This window comes from Dehalococcoidia bacterium (assembly GCA_040902535.1).
Classification (GTDB): Bacteria; Chloroflexota; Dehalococcoidia; order DSTF01; family JACRBR01; genus JBBDXD01.
In genome coordinates, this window is record JBBDXD010000018.1 from 138,894 (window position 1) to 159,188 (window position 20,295).

Annotated in this window: 15 protein-coding genes, 1 pseudogene and 1 riboswitch; of the genes and pseudogenes, 5 read left to right on the top strand and 11 right to left on the bottom strand. The window is 65.5% G+C overall.

Features of this window, described 5'->3' with window-relative positions; all coding sequences use genetic code 11:
• Positions 1-50 precede the first annotated feature (50 nt).
• The gene (locus WEB52_08845) at positions 51-875 is read right to left on the bottom strand and encodes a hypothetical protein (protein ID MEX2226541.1); all 825 of its coding nucleotides are present in this window, start codon (positions 873-875) and stop codon (positions 51-53) included.
• Between the two features lie 58 nt (positions 876-933).
• On the opposite strand from WEB52_08845, the gene WEB52_08850 reads away from it, so the two are divergent.
• Positions 934-1,956 (top strand): alcohol dehydrogenase catalytic domain-containing protein, encoded by a 1,023-nt coding sequence (locus tag WEB52_08850; protein ID MEX2226542.1) that lies wholly within the window; start codon positions 934-936, stop codon positions 1,954-1,956.
• Positions 1,957-2,231: 275 nt separating this feature from the next.
• On the opposite strand, the pseudogene WEB52_08855 reads toward WEB52_08850, so the two are convergent.
• Positions 2,232-2,357, bottom strand: a pseudogene (locus tag WEB52_08855) (HAD hydrolase family protein).
• A gap of 36 nt (positions 2,358-2,393) precedes the next feature.
• On the bottom strand, positions 2,394-4,619 hold the full coding sequence (locus WEB52_08860) for a hypothetical protein (protein MEX2226543.1): 2,226 nt from the start codon (positions 4,617-4,619) through the stop codon (positions 2,394-2,396).
• A 99-nt stretch (positions 4,620-4,718) separates the two neighbouring features.
• On the opposite strand from WEB52_08860, the gene WEB52_08865 reads away from it, so the two are divergent.
• On the top strand, positions 4,719-5,195 hold the full coding sequence (locus WEB52_08865) for a DinB family protein (protein MEX2226544.1): 477 nt from the start codon (positions 4,719-4,721) through the stop codon (positions 5,193-5,195).
• On the opposite strand, the gene WEB52_08870 is transcribed toward WEB52_08865, so the two are convergent.
• A complete protein-coding gene (locus tag WEB52_08870) occupies positions 5,192-6,205 on the bottom strand; it encodes a redoxin domain-containing protein (GenBank protein MEX2226545.1) in 1,014 nt (337 codons plus the stop codon). The genes WEB52_08865 and WEB52_08870 overlap by 4 nt on opposite strands.
• 166 nt (positions 6,206-6,371) lie before the next feature.
• On the opposite strand from WEB52_08870, the gene WEB52_08875 reads away from it, so the two are divergent.
• From WEB52_08875 to WEB52_08885, 3 genes are all read left to right on the top strand, one after another.
• Positions 6,372-7,505: a site-2 protease family protein gene (locus WEB52_08875; GenBank protein MEX2226546.1), complete on the top strand. Its 1,134-nt coding sequence runs from the start codon at positions 6,372-6,374 to the stop codon at positions 7,503-7,505.
• A gap of 302 nt (positions 7,506-7,807) precedes the next feature.
• A complete protein-coding gene (locus WEB52_08880) occupies positions 7,808-9,394 on the top strand; it encodes an alkaline phosphatase D family protein (protein MEX2226547.1) in 1,587 nt (528 codons plus the stop codon).
• Entirely contained in the window at positions 9,391-9,852 is a 462-nt protein-coding gene (locus WEB52_08885; protein ID MEX2226548.1) for a RidA family protein, read from the top strand. Before WEB52_08880 ends, WEB52_08885 begins: the two co-directional genes overlap by 4 nt.
• Before the next feature lie 50 nt (positions 9,853-9,902).
• On the opposite strand, the gene WEB52_08890 is transcribed toward WEB52_08885, so the two are convergent.
• The 7 genes from WEB52_08890 to WEB52_08920 form a co-directional block, all read right to left on the bottom strand.
• A complete protein-coding gene (locus WEB52_08890) occupies positions 9,903-10,697 on the bottom strand; it encodes a GNAT family N-acetyltransferase (protein MEX2226549.1) in 795 nt (264 codons plus the stop codon).
• Positions 10,698-10,768: 71 nt separating this feature from the next.
• Complete coding sequence (locus WEB52_08895; protein MEX2226550.1) at positions 10,769-12,691, bottom strand: hypothetical protein; 1,923 nt, start codon at positions 12,689-12,691, stop codon at positions 10,769-10,771.
• An 87-nt stretch (positions 12,692-12,778) separates the two neighbouring features.
• Entirely contained in the window at positions 12,779-14,086 is a 1,308-nt protein-coding gene (locus tag WEB52_08900; protein MEX2226551.1) for a hypothetical protein, read from the bottom strand.
• A 138-nt stretch (positions 14,087-14,224) separates the two neighbouring features.
• On the bottom strand, positions 14,225-15,919 hold the full coding sequence (locus tag WEB52_08905; GenBank protein ID MEX2226552.1) for a 1,4-alpha-glucan branching protein domain-containing protein: 1,695 nt from the start codon (positions 15,917-15,919) through the stop codon (positions 14,225-14,227).
• Between the two features lie 36 nt (positions 15,920-15,955).
• A complete protein-coding gene (locus tag WEB52_08910) occupies positions 15,956-17,245 on the bottom strand; it encodes a glucose-1-phosphate adenylyltransferase (protein MEX2226553.1) in 1,290 nt (429 codons plus the stop codon).
• Positions 17,246-17,259: 14 nt separating this feature from the next.
• On the bottom strand, positions 17,260-18,555 hold the full coding sequence (locus tag WEB52_08915; protein MEX2226554.1) for a glycosyltransferase: 1,296 nt from the start codon (positions 18,553-18,555) through the stop codon (positions 17,260-17,262).
• Positions 18,555-19,796: a glycosyltransferase gene (locus WEB52_08920; protein ID MEX2226555.1), complete on the bottom strand. Its 1,242-nt coding sequence runs from the start codon at positions 19,794-19,796 to the stop codon at positions 18,555-18,557. The genes WEB52_08915 and WEB52_08920 overlap by 1 nt, the downstream gene beginning before the upstream one ends.
• Before the next feature lie 67 nt (positions 19,797-19,863).
• Positions 19,864-20,077, bottom strand: a riboswitch (cyclic di-AMP (ydaO/yuaA leader).
• Between the last annotated feature and the right edge of the window lie 218 nt (positions 20,078-20,295).

Genomic DNA, 20,295 nt, shown 5'->3' on the forward strand with positions numbered 1-20,295 from the left:
ACAGATAGGCGCACCGAGCGAAATGCCCCGGGATGTGCCGCGCATCACGCCTACTCGACCAGGTCGTAGCCGCTGAACTGCAGCACCCTGCGCTGGACGTCCTCAATGTCCGTCACCGAATCGCGCAGCAGCCCTTCGAGGAACTGCTGGCGCGTGCTGACCGCCTGCAGCAAGTCTTCCTCCTCCATGCCCAGGCGACGCGCGCCCGCGTTGATCTGCGCCGGCGTCGTGAGCACGTCGAATGTGTCGCCGGCGGCGTCCCATCGCACGACCGCATGACGATCGTAGGAAGCGCCAAGCGGCTCCAGCACGGAGATCTCATGGACGCGACGGATGCGCTCGCCGCCCCGCACGCCCACGAACAGCAGCACGACGAAGGCCAGGTGGCCGACGATAGACGCGGGAACGTCGTTTTCGTCGGTGAGTTGTTCGATCACGCCTTCGACGGTGTCGGCGTGCATGGTCGAGAGCAGTGAGTAACCGTCGGCCATGAGCTCGAACGCGCGCCGCACGTACGGCCCCCAGGAGTAGACCGGGAGATGGTCAGAGATCTCGTTGATCATCAGGTAGGTCGGCGCATCGCCGTTCTGAGGCGGCGGCGGCAACCGAAACGTCTCGCCCCAGCCGCGGGTGAAGTAGACGGATGCCTCGGGCCGTGTGAAGGCGAGCAAGGCCGTAAGGATCGTCGTCTTGCCGGCGCCGGGGGGATCGGCGGCGAGCACCATCGAAGCGCCGCGCTCCATCGCGAGCCAGAGCAGCGCCGCGACGCGTGGCGTCATCGTGCCCGCCTGCATGATCTCGATGATCGAGAGCGGCTGCGGGTGGCTGTATCCGTGCCACCCCCACCAACTCTCCGGTTGATTCAGGGCTTTCACTGACCCATCATAACGTGGCCTCTCGATCGGGGCGCATCGCGACGAGTGAGGGTGACCGATGAGAGCAGCGCTGTACGCGGGGCCGCGCACGTTCGAGCTGCAGGAGATCGAGCGCCCGCAGCCGGGGCACGGGGAAGCGCTGATCCGCGTGCGAAGCGTCGGCGTGTGCGGCAGCGACCTCCACTTCTTCCGCGGTGAATTCCCCGTGCCGAAGGGGTTCATCCTGGGGCATGAGTGCGCGGGCGAGATCGAAGCGCTCGGCGACGGCGTGACGGGGTTTGCGCGGGGCGACCGCGTCGCGCTCGAGCTGTTCACCGTCTGCCTGACGTGCGTGCAGTGCCGGATGGGCAACTACCACCTCTGCCCGTCGCGGAAGGCCAGCGGGTTGAACGCGCCCGGCGGCCTTCGCGAGTACATGACCGTGCCGGCCTATGCGATGTACAAACTGCCGCCGGAGGTGGACTGCGAACTGGGCGCGCTCGTCGAGCCGCTCGCCGTGGACGTGCACGGACTGCGGCTCGTCGACGTCCGGTTCGGCGATACTGTCGCCATCCTCGGCGCGGGCACGATCGGCCTGCTGACCATCGCCGCGGCAAAGGCGATGGGCGCGACGCACGTGGCGATCACGGCGCGTCATGCGCACCAGCGCGCGATGGCGGTGGCGATCGGCGCCGACGCCGTCTACGACGCAACGGACGAGGGCATCGCACGGATGGCGGCGGACCTGGGCGGCGCCGACGTCGTGGTGGAGACCGTGGGCGGCCATGCCGACACGCTTGGCCACGCGATGACGATCGCGGGGCCGAGCGCGCGGATCAGCGTGCTGGGGGCGTTCACGCAGCCCGTGCAGCTCCATCCGATCTTCTTCTTTCTCAAGGAACTGCGGCTCGTCGGCTCCAACTGCTACGGGCGGGGCGGCCGCCGGTCCGACTACGAACTGGCGATCGAGATCATGCGCCGTAATGCTGACAAACTGCGCGCGCTGATCACGCACCGCTTCCCGCTCGACCGCATCGATGATGCGTACGCCACCGCCGACGACAAGAGCAGCGGCGCCATCAAGGTGCACATCACGCCGTAGCGCACGTCGCGACGGCGTCAGGCGTCGTTCGGCCGGAACACGGCGATTTCGATCGGTTTGAACGAGCCGTTGTTCGATTGCTCGGCGGCGCAGGCTGTTGCGGGGGTCCTCCGGATAACGTGAACGGCGGTCCCATTGCGGATCCCGCCGTTCCAAAGAGGGCGATGCCCTCTTGAATCACAACCATTATCTCGCATCGACCCGCCGCCGGCGTCAAGGTGGCTGCGCGTCTTGTATCGGAAGCGTTACGACACGGCGCGCTGGCTTACATTACGTCAAACGGGAGCGAGCAGGCGCTCGATCACGGCTGCGACGCCGTCAGCGTCGTTGGAGGGCGCGATCTCGTCGGCGCACGCGAGCACGTCAGCGTGGGCGTTGGCGACGGCGATGCGGCGGCCGGCGCTCTGCACGTCACGCGGACCCAGGATGCGCGAAGATCAAAGACCCCCGAACTCGCGCGCGCCTTCGAGTTCGGATGTGCGGAGAGCAGCGGTGACGTCGGCGCCGTTGACGATTAGCCTGGTCTTCGGGGCTGCGCGGAGGCGGATCGGCGCGATGTCGCCGTCGGCCTCGATGCTGATGATCGCGGCGCGTTCGTCGATCTCGATGCGTCCGAACGCAAACTCGTCGCACTCGACGATCGTCGCGTCCGTCTCGAGCCAGACCGGAACGGGATCGTCGCTGGGGTTGACGAAGACGTAGCGAGCGCGGTCCGGGTCGGCGAACAGCCACTTTGGCGTGCGCCCGGCCATGAGCTTTACGCCGGCAAGCTCGATCAGCGCGTCGCGGGACTGCAGCCACTGCGGTCCGCCGCCGTCCAATGCGCCGGCACGGCCCATCGGAGGCACGCGCGTCGCGCCGTCGTACTTGCGTTCGATGACGCTCATGTCCCAGAGACTGTAGCGGAGCGAGATCGTCGAACCGCCGGACGCATAGACGATCTCACGCGCGAAGTCTTCATCGACGCTGTCAGCGACGCTCGCCGCGGCGACGTGGCGGCGAAACGCTTCGGCGCTGTCGAAACTCGCGCTGTCGGCCACCTCGATGATCGCGGCGCTGCGCACGTTCCCCTTGTAGAACGGGCCGCCCTGCGACCGATGCTCCCAGAACGACTTCGCGGGGCCGCGATAGTTGTAGATGTCGAGCGCCAGCTCGTCGCCGCTCAGGCGCAGTTCGATGGACGCGCCGGAGCCCATGTCCGACGGCTCCAGCGGGATCATCGCGACGTAGACGCTGCCCGCATCGACGACGATCGGGTCGCCGGGCTCGATCGTCGCTGGATACGCATCTGCCTTGCGGTCGCCGACCCAGACATCGTTCGATGCGGCGCCGAGCATGCGCAACGACAGCTTGTAACTCTCGGTCGGGCGCACGCGCGGCAGCAGGCCGTACGCGATGATCGCGCGACCCGCGTGCTGAGCGCCGACGAAGCGACCTTCGTCCCACACGTCCTCTGCCGTGCGGTTCGACTCGTGCATCGAGGCGCCCGGCCCCTTGTCGTCGATCACGTAGCGCGCGTAGAGCACGCCGTAGGGCGGGTCGCCGTCACGGCGGAAGTAGAGGAGCGACGAGTTCGGCTGCAACCAGCGCTCCCGCGGCTCTCCGACGCCGTACGACTGCGTCGCGGTACCGAACGCGAACGCGTCGGTCATGTACGACGTCAGGTCATTGCCGTGCGCCGCATCCGCGACTTCGTCCGTCGCGAACGGATAGCGCTTGTCGCGCAGCGAATCGAGCACGTAGGCCGGGCAGTGAAACTCGTGGTGCGCGACGCCCAGGAAGCCTTCCTCGCGCCCCTTTGCGTAGTAAGAGGTCGGGCGGCGGAGCGCGTCATCGCCGAGGAGCTTCCAGAGGATGAGCTTGAGGTAGCCGCCGGCCCCTGTCCAGCCGTCCCGGTACGAGCGGGAGTGCGGCCCGCTGAGCTGGGCGAGCCCGGGATGATAATGCGCTGCGACGTGCAGCCACAGGCGCTCCTCGGCGACGCGCGCCTTCAGCGCGATGCGCGGATCGCGCGTCTGCGCGGCGAGCACCGCCATGCGGGCGATATCGACGGAGAGGTACGTCGGGCTGTTGTACTCGTGCGGCGCGCCCGAGCGGTTCGTGAACTCAAACCACTCATCGAGGCGACGGGCGCCGCGCTCGACGTAGTAGGGTTCGTCGATCGCCTCGCCGCCGAGCACGCTGTTGCAGATGTCGCTCAGCGCGATGTTGGTATAGGACGGATGCACGTCGAGGCGGTCGATCTCGTCGAGCCCGAGTCGGATCATCTCGACGATGACGTCGCGCGATGCGCTGAGCGCACCGCCGGCACGGACCAGGTGATTCAGCCCATCGAGCACGAACTCGACGGCGTTGAGGTCCGTGACACCGGCGTCCTCGTAGAACCAGCGGAAGTTGCCGTAGTGCGCGTCATCGGGCCGGCGTTCCTGCATGGACGCGACGTTACGGATGATGCGATCGGCGCGCTCGACGTTGGCATCGCCGCCTTCGGCGAGCAGCGCGCCGGCGTACGCGAGCGAGGCGCGGCCGTCGTGGAAGACGCCGAACTGCGTCTCGTATCGCACGAGGCCGATGTCATCGTCCCAGGCGTCGGCGAGCGTGCGGACGCCTTCGTCGTGGAGTTGTGCGGCACGTTCCTCGATGGTGGATACCGTCAGGCGCATACCTCCTCGGGTTTCACCTGCCCGCTGCGGCATTAACATCACTCATCTGCAGGAGCCGCCGGGCGGCACGATGTGTGGTGCAATGCTACCCTGCCGCACATGACCGGCGAGACCACCGCGCGACTCGACATCGTACCCGTCTGGCGAAAACTGAATGACATGCTCATCGAGCTTGTCGATATCGTTCCGGACGACAAGATGGATTGGTCGCCGAAGCCCGAACTCTGGAGCTTCGACCACATCTTCCGGCATCTCGCCGACGCCCGCGAAGAGTGGATGAACCGCGCGATCAACGACGGCGAGCCCGACCTGCGCGTCTTCGAGAACGCCCACAGCAATCGCGACATCAAGGCTGCCTTCCAGCGTACCTGGGAACGCGTCGAGCGCACCGTCACCGATCAGGAAAGGCTCGATGCCACGTACCGAGACCGCTGGTGGGCGGGCGCTCCGCTCCGGACGGGCCACTGGGTCGCCTTTCACCTCCTCGAACACGACATCCACCATCGCGCCGATCTGCTGCTGTACCTTTCGCTGCTCGGCGTCGAAACGCGCCCGGGTCTCGACATGGTAGGTTAACCGGCACCCTCCGGCACCACGCACGACGTGAACGTGAAGGCATACAGCGCGACGCCGTCGGACATCGTCTCAAGCGTTAGTTCGTGGAGGTCGATCTCGCGGTTGTTAACGATACGGTACAGACGGGGCACGTCGATCGCCATGATCGACGTCGCGCCCGGTTGCACGTCGGCGGCGGCGTCTTCGGCCGCCAGCGGCTTGCCATCTTGCAGCACGCTGAAGACGGCCTGGCCACCGTACGCCGGCGGATGGATGACGCAATTCACTTCCTTCGCCATGTACGGGACGACGAGGCGGCTGGTGCCGCTGGCATTCGCCGGGCGCGCGAGGAACTCGCCGGACAGCAGCCAGTCGCCGTCCAAATACGCATGGCCCGCGACATGCTTGCCGGGATCGCGATACGTCGCCGGGGCATCGGGCGTGAGGTTCGCCATGTTGCCGATGCTGCCGCGCGCGAATCCCAGGTACAGCTCCGGCGAGACGCGATAGCAGACCGCTCCGGGCTTGTCCTCGTCGCGGACGGGCTCCATCTTGCCGGGGAGCAGCACGTCAAGCGTCGCTTCACGCAGGAGAAACTGGATCGCCTCCTCGGTCTCGCCGTAGGCGCCTTCGCCGAAGTGGTAGTAACGCAGGTAGCCCTTGCCGTCGACGAGGTACTTCGCGGGCCAGTAACGGTTCGCCCAGGCCCGCCAGATCGCATAATCGTTATCGAGCACGACCGGATAATCGATGCCATGCTCGCGGACGGCGCGCTGCACGTTGCCGCCGTCGCGCGCGAACGAGAACTCGGGCGCGTGCACGCCGATGACGGTCAGGCCGTGCTCGCGGTAGCGCCGTCGCCACTCCTTGACGTAGGGCAGCGTGCGGATGCAGTTGACGCACGTGTAATCCCAGAAGTCGATGAGCACGGGCTTGCCGCGGAGGTCCGCCATGCGAAGCGGGCCGCCCTGGAGCCACGTGGCGTCGGGCGGGAACTCGGGTGCGCGGACGGGGCCCTGCTCTTCCTGCATCGACGTCTCCTTAGGGCATTCTAGCGCGGCGCTGGCGGGGAGCCGTTGCACGCGACGCCGCGCGAGCTGAACGCCGGTCGACGGTGACGGGCGTGCGGGCTGAGACCCTCTGTGCTGGTAGGATGGATGTGACACACGCCTCGCCCCCGTAGAAAGCGCAGCCCGCTTGTTCATTCGCAACTACCGCATCTTCTCGCTGTTCGGCATTCCGATCGAGGTCAATCCGACGTGGCTCTTCACGCTCGCCTTTTTCGTGTACGTGCTCGGCGGCCAGCTCTATCCGGAAGCGCTCGAAGACGAGCCAGCCTGGTTCTTGTGGGCGCTGGCGCTCGTAAGCGGACTGCTCTTCTTTGCCTCGATCATCGTGCACGAATTGGCGCACAGCCTGGTGGCGCAGCGAAACGGCATCCCGGTGCGGGCGATCACGCTGTTCATGCTCGGCGGCGTCTCGCAGATCACGAAAGAGGCGAAGCGCCCGCTCGTCGAGTTCGTGACCGCGATCGTCGGGCCGTTGACGAGCTTTGCGCTGGCGGCGATTTTCCTGGGGCTCGCGTTTACGCCGGGCATCGCCGGCGGTCGGGCCGGGATCATGTTCGAGTTCCTGTTCGTGATGAACCTGTCGCTCGGCGTCGTGAACATGGCGCCGGGATTCCCCCTCGATGGCGGCCGCGTGCTGCGCGCCGCGATCTGGGGGATCACGGGCAACTTCAAGCGCGCGACCTTCCTGGCTTCGATCTGCGGCCGGGTGCTGGGCTTCGCGTTGATGGCGCTTGGGCTGCTGGTGTTCTTGCGTGTGTTCACGTGGTTCGACCAGTTCAGCGGCGCCTGGTTCGTGCTGGTCGGGCTCTTCCTGGACAATGCGGCGCGTCAGGCGTGGACGCAGGTCGAAGTGCTCGAGACGCTGCGCAAGTACCGCGCATCGAACGTGATGCGCACGATGCTGCCGACGGTGCCCGAGACGACGACGGTGCTGGAGACGGTAGGACGCTACTTCGACCCGCACTTCGGGCTCTGCGCGTTCATCGTCGATCGGGACGAGCGCGTGCTGGGCATGCTGAGCGACGCTGAGGCGGCGCGCGTGCCAAAGGACCGCTGGGCGACGACATACGCGCCGCAGGCGATGACGCCGACCTCCGACGTGCAGACCATCGGCCCCGAAGCCGACCTGGCGACGGCGCTCGAACAGCTCGAGTCGGCGAGACAGCTGCAACTGCCGGTCGTCGACGCGGGACGGATTGTCGGATACGTGAGCCGGATGCGGATCATGAACGTGCTGGCTTCGGAGCGGGCCGGGGCGTAGCGGTGGGTTCCGGGCTTCACTGCGCCGCACCGGGCTGATGCCAACCTCGAAAAATGAACAGCGCCGCGACCGGGGGAGCGTGGTCGCGGCGCCATCCATTGCTTGGTACAGAAGCTAGTATCCGCGGACGCTGTTAAGGACGATCGCGGAAACTGTTAAACGGAGCCTAAACGTATCCGAGTACGAAGCTGGCGATGGTACTTCTGGCACTGACGCCGGCATGCTGCGGGTCTGCTGCGGCCCAGGCATATGCGAATTGACCGGGGTCGGACGGCGCGTTACCGATTGTTCTCCTTCGTACCATGGCGATGCTATCGTACGTCTTGCGGGCGGGGCGCATGCTCCGCGTGGCGCACATACACCACGGAGTTCCTGTGACCCGCTTCGCCATGGTCGTCGCGCTCCTTGCGCTGGTCGCCACAGCCTGCGACGACGGCACACCGGACTCAGACTCCGATGCCGCGCAAGACGTCACGTTCGAGCTTGGCATCGCGAGCGGTGACGTGACGAGCGAGAGCGCGGTCTTGTGGACGCGCGCGGAAGGCGCGGCCGCGCTGAGCGTCGAGGTAACGACGAGCGCCCGATTCGACGGCGACGTCCGTGAGATCGATGCGGAGACCTCGGAGGAGCGCGATTTCACCGTCAAGGCACATGTCGATGGCCTGCTGCCCGATACGCGCTACCACTTCCGCTTCCGGTCGGGGGACGCGCTGAGCGACGCGGGGACGTTCGTGACGGCGCCGGACGCATCGACGTCGCAGGCGCTGCGGTTCGTGTTCAGCGGCGACTCCGACGGCTCGCGCCAGGAGGATGGCACGCCGGTGTGGAACGAGTTCGAAGTGCTCGACGCCGCCGCCGCGGATGATCCGGCGTTCTTCCTGTACTTCGGCGACACGATCTATGCAGACAGGACGCCGTCGGCAGAGGACCTGACCGGCTTTCGCGGCAAGTACGCGCAGAACCGCGGTTACGAAGCCCTGCGTCGCATATTTGCTGCCACATCGACGTACAACACGTGGGACGACCACGAGGTGCACAACGATTACGCGGGCACAGAGGTCGATCCGGGTCTGTTCGACGACGCGCAGCAGGCGTTTCGAGAGTACTTGCCGATCGATGACAGCGGCGATCCCGAGATCCTCTATCGCACGTTCCGGTGGGGGGCCGACGTGGAGATGATCCTGCTCGACGAACGCAGCTTCCGCGACGACTCGGCCGCAGAGGAATGCAGTTCGGGCGAGGAATCCACTGCCGATCCGCTGCCTGCCGCCGCCTTTGACAATGCGGCCGATGCGCTGCGCGGCATCCGCGGCTTTGTCGGCCTGGCGGACGAATTGCCGGAGGGATGCGAGGACGCCATCAAGGACGCCGGCCGGACGCTCCTGGGCACAGAACAGAAGGAGTACTTCCTCGACTGGTTGTCGTCGACCGACGCGACCTGGAAGATCGTCGTGAACCCTGTGGCGATCCAGCACCTGTTGGTGTCGCCGTATGATCGGTGGGAGGGATTCGCGGCCGAGCGTCGCGAGGTGCTTGAGTACATCCGCGACGAAGGGATCGAGAACGTCGTCTTCCTGACGACGGACTTTCACGCGAACATCTTCGGCGGCGTGCGCCTGGAGCCGTTCGATGACGAGCAGATCGCGTACGAGGCGATCGCCGGGCCGATCGCGACCGCGCAGTTCCGGCAGGAGATCGTGGATGTCGTCGGAGAGGCGGCGGCGGGCGGAGTCGAAGGTTTTCTCACCGGCCTGCTGAAGGTCGACTGCGCGGAGTTGCACTCGTACGCATACGCGCTCGTCGAAGTCACGCCGGATGTGCTGACGATCACCGCGAAGGACGACACAGGCGGCGAGATGTGCAGCGTGACGCTGGAGTCGCAGCCATGAGCGCGGAAGCACGACTGGGCGAACTCGGCCTGACGCTGCCGGAGGTCGCGGCGCCGCGATGGGCGTACGTGCCATGCGTGCGGACGGGCAACCTGCTCTTCGTGTCGGGGCAGATCGCCGTGCAGGACGGGCGCGTGTTGCACCCGGGAAAGCTCGGGCGCGAAGTCGACGTCGAACGCGGAAGCGAAGCGGCGCGAGGGTGCGCGATCTCGGCGCTGGCGATCGTGCGGCAGGCGGCGGGATCGCTCGACCGAGTGACGCGCGTCGTCAAGAGCACCGTGTTCGTGGCATCGGCGGCAGGATTCACGGATCAGCCGTCGGTTGCGAACGGGGCTTCGGAGCTGCTGCGCGATGTCTTTGGCGACGCGGGCTTGGGCGCGCGATCGGCGATCGGCATGTTCGAACTGCCGCTGGGCGCGAGCGTGGAAGCGGAGTTCATTTTCGAGATCCAGCCGTAGCTGGACGACTGACGGCCGTCGCTTGCAGCTCTAACGCTCGTTCCGGCAGCCTAACCCGGCACCTTCCAGTAGTCGCGCTTGATCGCGACCGGACGGAATCCCATCGCGGCGTACATGTGCTTCGGCGTGTCGGTGGGGTCGGCGACGATCACGATGGGCCCGGCGCCCGCTTCGCGGCACTTGCGCACGCAATGGTGGATGAGCGCGCTCGCCAGCCCGCGATGCCGGTGAGCCGGGTCGACGAAGAGGTCCTCGACCTGCGCCATGCCATCCACGCCGGGCAGCGTCGAAAAGTAGCCGCGGGGCGCGCCGTCAATCAAACCAAGATAGTAACGCGATGGCGGGCACTTGAGCCGCCGCGTACGCGCCATGCGCACGCCCGCATCGGCGACTTCTTCCTGCCCCAGGCGCTCGCGCGTCTCCTTCCAGTCGAGCGCGTGCAGGCCCTCGAACTGGCGCCAGTCGTCCTCATGCTCGACGGCGCGGATCTCAAACGGCGCGGCTTCCCCAATCAGTTCGCCTTCGAGGACTGAGACCAGGTTGCTCCGCATCGTGAAGTTTTCGAGCGTGAGGCGCGCCTCGAACGCCGGCGGCGTCGTGAAGTCACAGTGGTAGGCGCGCGCAGGAGCGTGCGCGTACTCCAGATCGACGCGCTCGAGCAGCCGGTCGATCCCGGCAGGCGCGGCGGCGGTCACGTACGCGACGTGGTTCGCATCGCGGATGTCCGGCGTATCGCGATTGCGGATGAAGCGGCCGCCGTCCGCTTCGAAGCTTTCGTTGCCGAGCGCGAACTGCGCTTCGTTGACGGCGAGCGCCAGGCGCGCGAGATCCTCCGCTGATCGCATGGGGTGGATGGTAGCGCCCGCTGGACGTCCGGCATAGCGGCCGGAGTGGCGTCATCGTCGGCCGGGCGGGCTTATGCCAGGGCGGGTTCGTCGATCTCGGCAAGCTCTTGTTCGCTGAGCAGTTCGCGCAGGATCTGCGGGAAGCGCGGCGGGTAGACCTCGTACAGGTATTCGTACATCTGCTCGATCATCCCCGCCGTGTCGTCGATGCACATCCATGCGCGCTGGATCTCGTTGATGCCGAGGAACGTTTCGCGCGCGTGCTCTTGCATCAGCGCGAGGATGCGCTGAATGCCCCGATCATCGATCGCGCAGCTCGTGATGAACTTGCCGTTCTCCGCGCGCACCTGGCGGATGAGCGCCGAAGCCCGAGAGCGGCGCTGCTCCGCGTTGCGCAGATGCTGCTCGGACTCGGCGCGCTTCTCGTCGCTCCCGGCACGGTCACCGAGACGCGCGATGCCCCTGCGGAGGTACGCGATACGCGTATCGATGAAGATCTCCAGCACGCGGTCGAGCCCTTCGAGGGCGCGCTGGGGCAGCGGGCGAAACGAATGCGAGACCCGCTCGGCGACCGCGGGGCGCTTCAACTCCGCCCTGAGGATCTCGGTGATGCCGATCGCGTGCATGTACGGCCACTTGTGGCGGTCTTCGTCCGGCTGCCAGCCGAAGTTACACGCCCGCTGCATGATGCGGACGTGCATGGCGAGCTTCGTGGCGTCGTCGAGGTCGTCGTCAAACTCGTAGCCGCGCGCATCGAGTTCGGCGCCGCTGAGCGGAATCGCAAGGTCGTGGCCGAAGCTCGTGAGCAGCGACTTGAACGCATCGGCGATGAAGCGCCCGGGCTCCCAGAAGATGAACGGCCAGCGGCGAAACACCTCTAGGTCGTTGTCGACGCCGCGGAACTCGCCCGCGTGCAGCGGCGGGTAGTGCCCGTCGCTGCGCAGCACGAGCCGGATCTCGGGCGCCCACGACACCTGGTGGAACTTCATGTGGGGCAGCGCGCGGCCGGAATCACGCAGCTCATCGAGATAGTCGTCGGGCGTCACGAAGCGAATGTCGGCGTGGTGCTCGGCGCGGACGGCTTCCCACGCATCGCCCATGATGTCGAGCGCTTCCTCGCCGAAGTCCATGAGTTCGAGATCCTGGATGTAGAGCAGGAGCGCATCATCCGGCGCCGCTTGGACGGCATCGCGGAGGACTTGCGCGTACTGCTCGACGGCGGCGGGACGATCGATGGGAAACTCGACGAACTTGCGCTCACGGTACTCCTCATCGAGCACCCAGTACTTGCCGAGGATGTAACCTTGTGCCTTGAGGCGCTCCGGTTGCCACTTTGTGATCGGCCGCCAGATCTCCTGCGAGATCGGAAAGTGGCGTGGCAGCGCGAGGAGGCCGTCGCCGATCGTGAACGGCCCGTAGACCGGATCGGCGCCCTCGGGCAAGCCTTCGAACGCAAAACGCGCTTTGCGCTCGCTGAGGTTCGGGAAGATGACGTATTCCATGCCAGCCCGCGTGAAGCCGGCGAGCTTGTGCGCGTCGATCGACCCTTCCATCGGGAATGCGCCGGCGTGGCGCGGTTCCGGCGCGCCGAGCACGTCGTGCAGGAACTCGCGGTTCATGCGCAGCTCATCGGTCAACTCGTCATCGGTGAGCATGGCGATGTGCGTGTGGAAAGCGTTGCCGTACACGGGGTAGATGGCGCCGGAACGATAGGCCTCGCCGAGGCGGCTGAACGTATCCGGCATGAAGCGCTTGATCTGCATGAGGACTTCGTTCGTCGCTTCGAGGCACACCGTTGCGCCGAGCCGCGCCCCCATCTCGACGAGACCGCGGTAGATATCGCGGTTGGCCTCCGCGCGCCGGCGCACCCAGTTGTCGTTGCCGACGGCTTCGCGCTTCACATCTTCGTCGGCCAGCCCGTCGAGCACCTTGCGGGGCAGGTCCCACAGCGGTTCCTGAGCGTGGAACGCCAGGATTACGTTGACTCGCTTCATCCTCACCCTTCCCCTGGACGCACGCTGTCTGAGACGACCTCTCTCACGCTACGATATCGGCCATGAGATTCGCGGCCGTGCGGCGTATCAGTCCCAGAACAACTGGTCGTGGATCTTGTGCTGGATGTCTCGCGCGGCGACGACCTTGTAGTACGCGTCGCGCTTCACGTGTTCGGCAGCGCCGCTCAGATTGATGGAGCGGAACGCGTTTACGATGACATCGGCCTGCTGATCGAGACCGCGTGCGATCATGTTAACGTCCCAGTGCGGTCTGCGGCTCGCCCACCAGAACTGGCAGGAGTGGAGCGCCGGATCCATGAGCCCGCGCGCGATCTCGGCGTGACGCTGGCTGACGGCGCCATCGGCGGACTCCTGCGCAAGCTGCACGAGCGCCAGCGCGACATCGACGTGTTCCCACTGCAGCTTATGGATGTAGTTGCCCGGCGCCTGCCACAGCGGGTACGGCACGCCCGCGGCGATGTCTTCGTGGGAAGTGCTCCATGATGCGGGCTTCGGCTCGATGACGTCGCCGCGCGGGAACTGCTCCATGATCTCGCTGATCGTCGATGACGCGATGCGGTCGACATCTTCAACGGGCGGTGCTTCCGTCATGGTGAGCAGCGCCCGCGTGCTCTGCGCGAGGGGGCGGGCCTGCACGACAGCCTCGTAAGGGTGGACCGCCTCGTAGGCCTCGGCGAGGAACAACTGGTCCCAGTTCTCGATGTGGTGGCCGAACGTCTCGGCGTCCATCGCCGTAACGATGTACATATCGCCCTCGTTGCCGTGCGCCTCACGCAAGTGCTCGACGAAGCCCTTGCCATCGATGTCCTGGAATGAGATGCGGTTGCTCAGCACGTCGTCGCGGAAGATGACCGCCAGATCGACGCCATCGGCGGACTTCGCCTGATAGACGACGTTTGTGGGCCATGGTGCGGGGCACGCGACGCCGCTCATGATCACCCACTCGTGCCCGAAGTCCGCGATAGGGTCGAGGATGGCGCGGTCGTAGCACATTTCCGGCGGGAAGAAGCCTTTCGGGTTGTACGCGTCGCCGAAGAAGTGCTTGTTGGTCAGGTGGTTGCGCCGGATCTGGCGCCGCTGTTCCTGGGCGTCGATGAGCGGCAGGATCGCGTGGTACTTCGCCGAACCGACGAACTCCACCTGCCCGTTCTCGGCGAGTTCGCGCAGCCCATCGATGACATCGCCGTAGCCGCTCTCGTAGAGCATTTCCGTGAGGACGCCGTTGATGTTGACGTTGACCTTGGCATGCGGCTGCTGCTTGAACACGTCGATCAACGGCCGGTAGGACTCATCGACGACCTTGCGGAGCACCTCCGGGATCTGGATTGGCGGCTGATAGAAGTGGAGCAGCGAGGCCCAATAGATCGTTGACATGTGTTGGCCGCGCGGCGGCCGCGTCCCTTTCCGCTATGTCCGGGATAGCGGGACAGGCCTTACGGCCTGACCTGCCATCGCACCGAATCGGCTCCCGGGGCCGTCGTTGCGCCCCTTCTATTGTTGATCATCTGCTCGTCATCGCCCGCGGGTGGCGTCGGCGGGGCGGCCCGTCCTGCCCTCGCGCGCTTCGAAATCGCGCGGATCGGCATCCGGGAAGAGCTTGTCGCGCTCGTAGAGCGCCCTGACGGACGCCATGTCCACCTGCCCCTGCTCGATCTGCATGGCGACGCTGTTGAAGCGCTCGACGTGGCTGGTGAAGCGCAATTCGGCGTATTGCCGGGCCTGGCCGGTGGTGACGAGAAACGGCCAATCGCTCGACTCAAGCAGCAAGAGTTCCCGCGCAAGCTGTGCGAGCGCCTCAGCCGGCGCGCCGGGGCGCTGGGCGACGATCTCCTCCATGCGGCGTTGGGCGCCGTTGATGATCGGCCACATCCACGACGTGTCGGCGTTGTACCAGGTGAAGTGCGTGCCCTGCTGTCCCCACGAACCTTCGGGCAGGGACACGACGTCTTCGGCCGGGTGCTCGCGCACGTACTGCGCGGCGCCCGTCAGGTCGACAACCTCGCTCCGCGAAAGATTGCGCAGGACTTCCTTCAGCCAGGCGACACCCTCGAACCACCAGTGACCGAAGAGTTCGGTGTCGTACGCCGCGCTGACGATGCCGTACTTGCCACTGGTCGTCGCGTACGACGCGATCTGCTGCTCGACAAGATCGCTGAAGTGCCGCGCGTGGTCCTTCGTGCGCTCGAAAGCGGCGTGCGGTTCGTAGAAGTCCTTGTCGCCAAGCTCGACGCGGGCGCCCGTCGTGCGCCAGTAGTGGAGCCCCGACTCGCCGTCTTTCTTGTGGAACTCGCGGTAGACGAAGTCGCCGGGGTAGCCGTGGTCGGCCGACCATACCTGCAATCCGGTCTCGACGTTCCGTCCGATGGCGGCTACGCGCGGATCCGCAACCCAGTACGGCTGGAAGGTCGTGCGTTCATTTGGTGCGGGATAGTCAGGCTGTGGCACGGTGTAGCGCTTGGGCACCTGGCCGTAAGGGCCGACGGCGTCGCCGGCCGCCTTGCCGACGGGCTTGCCGCCCAGGATGGCGTTGGTCTCGACGAAGAAGACGAGCAGGCCCTGGTCGGCGAGGAACGCCTCGAGCCCCGGCTTGTGCTGCCCGTCCTCGCGCAGGTAGCCCGCCCGATAGGCGCACTCCGGCAGCCAGAAGGACTCCGGCTTGCGTCCGAAGTGCCGTTCGTATGTGCGTACGCCCTGCCGTATCTGCGCGTAGATCGACGAGTCGCGCTCGAACAGCGGCAGATAGCCGTGCGTCGCGGCGCTCGTGGCGAGTTCGACGTAGCCCTGGTCCTGCAGCCTGCGAAACGCGCCCAGCAGATCGCGGCCGAAGCGATCGCGGAATTCGTGCAGCAGGCCGGCGAACCGATCGCGATAGAACGTGGCGACGTACGCGCGGTGCGGCTCGCCCTCGCGCTCGAATCGGCTGATGTCGCTCACGGCTCGCGCGAGTTGGTCTTCGATGTAGTCGTCGAGGTTGCGCAGGATATCGCCGTCGGCGAGTTGCTCGGCGAGCACCGGCGTAATGCTGATCGTCAGACGATACGGCACGCCTTCGGCGGCGAGATCGTGAAGCGCGGAGAGCAGCGGTATATACGTGTCGGCGGCGCCTTCGTGGATCCACTCTTCACCGTGAGGCCAGCGACCCGCCATGCGGGCATACGGCAAGTGGGAGTGGAGGACGAATGTGAACGCGCCTTGCTTCTTGCTCATGCTGCGGCTCCGTGGCGGAGCCCGCCGGTCCTTTCGCTATACGGTGTATGGGAAGTGCTTTTCCGGCGAGCGCATGGTCGTGCCGCTGGGGATGGTGCCGTCCTGGACACCCTCCGCGACGACGTTAGGGCCGATGACCACGTTGCGCCCGACGCGCACGTAAGGCTCGACACGCGCACGCTTCCCGATGATGGTAATACCGCAATTCACGATATCCGGACGCTCGCGGTTGATCGTCCAGTCATCGCCATAGCCAACATAGGCGTTCTTGCCGACGACCGTCTGCTTGTCGACGATCGAGCGCTCCACGATGGCGCCGGATTCGATCCGGCAGTCGTCGAAGATGATCGAATCGCGCACGACCGCGCCCTCCTCGACGAAGACGCCCGGCGACAACACCGAATGCTCGACGTGGCCGTTGATGATGCTGCCGAGGTCGAGCAACGACCGCGAGATGTACGCGCGATGGCCGATCTTCGCGGGCGGGTAGCCCGTCACGCGCGAGCGGATGCGCGTATCGGGGTCGTACATGTTCAGTTCGGGCAGGTCTTCGAGCAGATCCATGTTGCCGTCGTAGTAGGACTCGATCGTGCCGACGTCACGCCAGTAGCCTTCGAACTGAAAACCGTAGACGTTCTGGGTCGGATCTTCGACCATCGCCGGGACAATGTCGCGACCGAAGTCGTGCGTGGTGTCGAGCCGGGCATCGGCGACGAGCTGCTCAATGAGCGCGCGTCGGTTAAAGACGTAAATGCCCATGGAGATCAGGTTCGACTGCGGCTGTTCCGGCTTCTCGTCGAACTCGACGATGCGGCTGTCTTCGCCGAGTGTGAGCACGCCGAAGCGGTGGGCCTGATCCATCGGGACGCGGTACAGCGGCACCGTGACATCGGCGCCCTTCGCGACGTGGTACGAGATCAGTTCGTCGTAGTTCATCTTGTAGACGTGGTCGCCGGCGAGGATCAGCACGACATCGGCGCGCGACTCTTCGAGGTAGTAGATGTTTTGGAACACGGCGTCTGCCGTGCCGCGGTACCAATCCGAACTCTCGCGTCCGAGGTACGGCTGGAGCAGCGTCACGCCGCCGCCGGCGCGGTCCAGGTCCCACGGACGGCCGATGCCGATGTGGTCGTTGAGCGAGCGCGGCCGATACTGCGTCAGTACGCCGACGCGGGTGACGCCTGAGTTGACGATGTTGCTGAGCGCGAAGTCGATGATCCGGTAGCGTCCGCCGAAGATGACGGCGGGCTTTGCACGCTCTTCGCTGAGGACGCTGAGGCGATCGCCCTGGCCTCCAGCCAGGATGAGCGCCACGACGCGTTTCATCGACACCCCATGATCTAGTGCCGCACGCGCTGTGCGGAGCGCGGGCGCTGAGCCTGCGTGGACAGTCCGGCCAGGTCGCGAAAGATGTTGAGGTAGTCCCGCAGGTAGCGCGTAGTCAGGAACTTGTCCCGTACGTACTCGACTCCTTCCGCGCCCATCTGGTCCGCCGCTTCGCGGTTGTGGAGGAGCGAGAGAAGCCTCTCCGAACATTCCTCGGCTGTGTTGACCAGGTATCCCGTCTTCCCGCTCACGATCTGCAGTGGAATGCCACCCACGTTCCCCGCGACTACTGGACGTCCCTTCCATAGCGCCTCCGAGACTACGAGCCCGAATCCTTCGCGGACCGACTTCTGGATGACCACGCGCGCCGCGCGCTGGAACGCGTTGACCTCGATACTGCCGACGCCGTTGAGGTTCGAAAGGATGTGGATGTCGAAGTCCTCGCCGGCGCGGCGCACCGTGCGCTCGTACCAGTCCCAGCCTTCCGGGTCGTCGCTGGCCATCGACGCGATCATGACGAGCTGGAGTTCGGGGAACTCGATCTTGGCGTTGCGATAGACATCGATCACGCCGAGCGGGTCCTTCCAGGGATCGAAGCGCGAGATCTGCGTGACCATCGGCCGGTCGGGGTCGACGCCGTAGCGCTGGAGGATGCCATTGACCGTGTCGATCGGGAGGTCGACGTTCTTCGGACTGAGCGGATCGATGGCGGGCGGCACAGAGTAAATGTGCGGGCCGGTGAGGTCGTCCTTGACGTAGTCGGGAAGCGTGAAGATCGCTGCGTCGTACCGCTCAATGTGCGGGCGCAGAAAGTCCCAGACCTGCACCTGAGCTTCGGTGAGGTCGATATGGCAGCGCCACACCCATTTGCCCCGATGTGAGCCCGTCGCCTCATCGAGGAACGAGAGCATGGCGGCCGGCTGCGGGTCATGAATGACCACGAAGTCGTAGGAGTCATCGAACAGGTCGGCGTTGAGCTTGTTGTAGTTGAGCCAGATCTCGCGGGCGCCGGGGGTCCAGTCGTAGTACATCCCCTGCAGACTGTTGTGCATCGCCTTGGTGATGTTGAAGAACTCTTCGGCGCCCTTGATCACCTGCCAGTCGGCGTGGAGACCCACGTCGTTGAACAGCGGCACCATCGTTGCGAGGATCTCGGCGACGCCGCCGCCGAACGCGGTCGCGTTGACGTGCAGGACGCGCGCGTCCTTCAGGGAGTCGGCAAGGGCGAGAATCTCCTCGGTCCGTTCGTCGCCGATGATCTGCCGGTAGTCCTCGAGGGATTTCGGCGTCGTGGGGACGGAACCGAGCACTAGCTTCTCCTGTGGAGCGCGTTCAATACCTGAAGGTAGTCACGTAGATATCGGGTGATCAGAAATCGCCGTGCAACGTGGCGGCGGCCGTTTTCCCCATATCGCGCGGCCAACTCCCGATTTTTCAGCAACAGTTCGATGCCTGCGGCGAATTCCTCGTTCGTGTGCGCGACGATCCCCGTCTGGCCGTCGATCACCTGCTCCTGCAGGCCGCCCACCGGCGCCACGACGCAGGGGCGCTCCTTCCAGAGCGCGTCGGACACCCACATGCCGAAGCCCTTGCGGAGTCCCTTCTGGATGATCACGTCGGCGGCGCGCTGGAAGACGTTGACCTCTACGTTGCCCACCTCGTTGCCCATGTTGAGCACGAAGATCTGGTGGTCCTCGCCGCAACGGCGTGCGAGGTCGTCGTAGCACTGGCGTCCCTGCGGATCCTGCGGCTCGGTCGTGAGAATCACGGCGAGTTGGAGGCCCGGGAACTTCTCGTAGAGCGTGCTGCACGCATCGGCGGCGCCCATGAGGTCACTGGCAGCATCGCACGGCGACACCTGCACGACCAGCGGCTGCTCGGGGTCGATACCGTAACGCTCCAGCACGGTGCGGACGACATCATCCGGGAGAGGCATGTTGCGCGGGCTATTCGGATCGATCGCGGGCGGCACGATGTACGTCTTGATGTTGCCGTTGTCTTCCCGCTTGAAGCGCTCCGTTTCGAAAATAGCCGCATCGAACTGGCCGATGTGTTGGCGCAGCTGCATCCAGACATCGTCCTGGGCGGACGACAGATCGAGATGCGAGTGGTACAGCCACTTCGCGCCGCCGTCGGCAACGTAGGACCGAATCGCGGCCGGCTGCGGATCGTGCATGATGACGACGTCGAACGGTTCGGTCAGGAGGCCGGCGTTCATCGCGGCATAACTGAGCCACGTATCCGTCATTTCCTGCGTCCACGACACGTACACTCCGCCAAGCGCCTGATACATGGCGCGCGTCACGTGCGAGAACTCCTCGGAGGTGCGGACGACCTGCCACGAACAGTCGAGGCCCAGATCGGTCATCAGCGGGACGGACGAATTGAGCAATTCTGCGGTGCCCGTGCCGAAGCCCGTGACACTCAGATTGAGGACGCGTAAGCCTTCGATGGGTCGGGCGAGCGAACGTAGCTCATCGATGGCATCACGACCCGCCGAGTCGGCAAGGTCGTCCAACGCACGATGCGACAGCGCCAGAGTGCCGTACATACGGTTTCCTCCATGGCATGCACAGGGTTGAAAGGGACGCCCGTTTAGGGTTGCCCGGGCACCTGCGCCTGCATCTCTGGTTCCTACGGGGTTAGCTGACGGATTCGGGCTCGAGACGTGCCCTACTCGCCGCCATCGGCGAGATTCACCCCACCCGCTACGAAGCTAACAGACCCGCGATTGCGAAAGCATTGCGACATCGCGGATGGAAGCATCGTGGCGGTATCTGGTTCCCCCGTTCCGCGCTCGCGACGGGGGCGCGGATTCGGCCAGGCTCGTTATGAAACATCCTAATCTTGCAGGTGAGACGCTGTCAATTTCCATAATGCGCGGACATCACGCAGCAACGGAGTTGCAAACCGCGACCGAAGCTACAGCGCGACGTAACGCCGCATCAAGCATCGAAAAAATGAATAGCAGCTACGATGACGTATCATCGCTCACGGCTGCACGCTCGTCGGTCGGCAGAGGATTCGTATGTTGTCATCCGTCGCCCCCT